The following is a 2,113-nucleotide window of genomic DNA, read 5'->3' as shown; positions in this document are numbered from 1 at the left end:
AACTTGGTTATCGAGAAATGAAACAAACCTTACTAAATAGTCACTTCACGCTACGCAGCAAGAAACCTGAGATGATAGCGCAAGAATTATGGGGCGTAATGTTGAGCTATAACTTGCTCCGATACCAGATGGTGAAAATGGCGCAGAAAAAGTCTGGAATATATGCAAAACACCTGAGTTTTACGACGTGTGCTATTAGTATTATTAACCTTATTCATACAATGTTTATAGAAAATGCAGGACGGATACCTAAATCAATAGAGCAATTACAAGCTCAAGTTGAACATCACATATTGCCGATAAAACGGGAGCGGGCGTATCCGAGGTGTGTGAAACCAAAACCCAGTAAATACCCCAATAAAAAACGCCAGTCAGCTGTTAACTGACTGGCATTAAGCCGCAGCTCGCTGTTTATTATTTATTTCCAGGCCTCGGGGTCGACCTCTTTAGCAAGTTTTGGATGCTTACTTTTATCAAAAGTGGGTATTAAGCCCTTTTTACGTTGTTCGTTATAATCTTTAGAAAGCCATACAACAACACCTGAAAGCATAAATAGCGCTATAACGTTTACAATGGCCATTAAACCCATCGATATATCTGCCAGTGTCCAAATTAAACCAAGCTCACCAACAGCACCAAACATCACCATACCTAAAACAACAAGTCTAAAGATAAACATACCTTTATTAGAGTTGCGTCCTAAAAACATTAAATTTGTTTCAGCGTAAGAGTAATTAGCAACTATAGAAGTAAATGCAAAAAAGAGTATAGCAATAGCAATAAAATAAGTGCCCCAGTCGCCAACATGTTCTTGTAATGCTGCTTGCGTGAGCTCAATCCCTGTAATACCAGATCCAGGTACTAATTGCTGTGATAGTAAAATAAGAGAAGCAGTCGCTGTACAAATAACAATAGTATCAATAAAGACACCTAGCATTTGTACATAACCTTGTGATGCGGGGTGAGGAGGGTAAGGCGTTGCAGTCGCTGCTGCATTAGCAGCGCTACCCATACCTGCTTCGTTTGAGAATAAACCACGTTTTATACCTTGGATCATAGCTTGTGTAACACCATAACCAATTGCACCAGCACCGGCTTGTTCAATACCAAGAGCACTCTTTATAATAAGTGCAAGTACATCAGGTAGTGCAGTAAAGTTAATAGCACATACATAAAGAGCAACTAATAAATAAGCTAATGCCATAAATGGCACAACCATTTCGGCAAAACGAGAAATTGTTTTTAGACCACCAAAAATAATAATGCCAGAACCAATGACCAGAAGAATGCCTACTATATACTTAGGTACATCAAACGCTACTTCAAATGCTGCAGCAATAGAGTTTGACTGTACGGCGTTAAATACTAAACCAAAGGCTAAAATTAAGCATAACGAGAATAAAATTCCCATCCAGCGTTTGCCTAAACCGTTTTGCATATAATAAGCAGGACCGCCTCTAAAATTACCTTCAGCATCTTTTGTCTTATAAGCCTGGGCTAAAGTACTCTCGGCAAAACTCGTCGCCATACCTATTAATGCAATAAGCCACATCCAAAAAATAGCACCTGGACCACCTAGGTATAAGGCAACAGCAACACCAGCCATATTACCTGTACCAACGCGCGCAGCTAATGAAGTACAAAAAGCCTGAAAGGATGAAATTTCGTTATCGGCACATTTACGAGAGCCAAACATAACTTTGAACATATGTGGGAATTGTACAAACTGAATAAAGCCTAATCGAAAAGTAAAGAAGAGGCCTGCTGCTATTAATAAGTAGACGAGAACTTGGCCCCATAGAAGGGCACTTATACTGTTTATTATGTCTGTCATGGATACTGCCTAAATACATGAGTTAAAAAAGTGAACGCAACTTATCACATCAGGATAAAAGTGTTTAGTTTTAAAGTGCAAAAACAGAGTTATCAACAGGTTTTTGTGGGTAACTTGTGTCTATCGTGTGCGCTTGCTTGGGGCTTAATTTTAATTACTATTTTATGTAAATAACGCTTGCGTAAAATTCGCCGCCCCCTATAATGCGACCCCACTGAGACGGGAAACGCCAACGCCTAGCGAGGAGCGAACTACTCAGAGAGTTAAATAAAACTTCGG

Annotated in this window: 1 protein-coding gene and 1 pseudogene; one reads left to right on the top strand and one right to left on the bottom strand. The window is 39.5% G+C overall.

Annotated elements, in window-relative coordinates; translation table 11 throughout:
- Nucleotides 1–386: pseudogene (locus L647_RS0117840) on the top strand (IS4 family transposase); the annotation flags it as partial.
- 32 nt (nt 387–418) lie between these two features.
- Here the strand turns inward: L647_RS0117840 and L647_RS0117835 are convergent.
- Nucleotides 419–1,834: a sodium:alanine symporter family protein gene (locus tag L647_RS0117835; RefSeq protein WP_024612248.1), complete on the bottom strand. Its 1,416-nt coding sequence runs from the start codon at nt 1,832–1,834 to the stop codon at nt 419–421.
- Nucleotides 1,835–2,113 lie beyond the last annotated feature (279 nt).

The organism is Pseudoalteromonas sp. TB64, assembly GCF_000498095.1.
In the GTDB taxonomy this organism is placed as follows: domain Bacteria; phylum Pseudomonadota; class Gammaproteobacteria; order Enterobacterales; family Alteromonadaceae; genus Pseudoalteromonas.
The sequence above is the reverse complement of the archived record's forward strand: the minus strand, read 5'-3'. Positions and strand labels throughout refer to the sequence as shown.

Bases quoted from the DNA above. Each gene is read 5' to 3' on its own strand.
- L647_RS0117835 (WP_024612248.1), bottom strand. From the start codon at position 1,834: ATGACAGACATAATAAACAGTATAAGTGCCCTTCTATGGGGCCAAGTT.